Source organism: Tenacibaculum holothuriorum, assembly GCF_002120225.1.
In the GTDB taxonomy this organism is placed as follows: domain Bacteria; phylum Bacteroidota; class Bacteroidia; order Flavobacteriales; family Flavobacteriaceae; genus Polaribacter; species Polaribacter holothuriorum.
Map to the genome: position 1 here is coordinate 1 of NZ_LAPZ01000027.1, position 1027 is coordinate 1027.

The following is a 1027-nucleotide window of genomic DNA, read 5'->3' on the forward strand; positions in this document are numbered from 1 at the left end:
CATGGGTAAGTCCAACACCAGCAACTGCAACTACTCATACATTTACAGGTTTAACACCAGGCGCTTATACGATAGAAGTATTAGATGCATTAGGTTGTATTTCAGCAGTAAGTAATCATACAATTTATGATGAGTTGCGTGCAACATCAGCCCCAACTGCAGTAACTTGTAACCCAGGAAGTATTGTAGTAACTGCAACGGGAGGAGATACAAACTATGTATATGGATTTGTATTATCAGGCGGAACACCAACCTTTGGAACAAGCAACAGTTTTACCGTACCATTAGGAGCAGCAGGAGATTATGATGTTTATGTACGTGACAATGATGGAAATGCAGACTATTGTGAATTTAGAGAGACAGTTCGAGTAGAGGCAATATTAAATCCAGTAGGAGCAGCAACTATATCACAACCAAATTGTAGTGGAGAGTTAGGAGGATTTACGTTAAGTATTACAGAAGGACAAAGTCCATTCGATGTAACGGTAACTACTACTAGCGGAACAGCAGTACCAACCAGAACAGGCGTAACAGGAGATCAAACATATACTAACTTAACATCAGCAACTTATGTAGTAACCATTACAGATGCGAATGGATGTTCAAGTGCTCCACTAGATGTAGTAATAGATGATCCAGATCCATTAACAAGTTCAGCAAGTGTAACCAAGCATACGACTTGTACAAATCCAACAGGCGGAGAGATTACATTTGTAGCAGCAACAGGCGGAACAGGACCAAATTATACATACGGATTAAACGGAAACTATTCAACAGATTTAGTACAATCAGGATTAGCACCAGGAGATTATGTTGTAACCGTAAGAGATCAAAACAATTGTGAATTACCTTTAGGAACATTGACAATTAACGACTTACCAACCGAACCAGCTTTAACAAGTGCAGTAGCATATAATTGTGATGGAACAGGAAATATTACGATTACAGCAGCACCAGTAGGGAGTTATACCTATACTTTGGGTGGAAGTTCAAACTCAACAGGAGTATTTAACAATCAAGCAGTAGG

Annotated in this window: 1 pseudogene; it reads left to right on the forward strand. The window is 39.2% G+C overall.

What is annotated here, in order from left to right:
• A pseudogene (locus tag WH52_RS14915) lies at window positions 1-1027 on the forward strand (hypothetical protein); the annotation flags it as partial.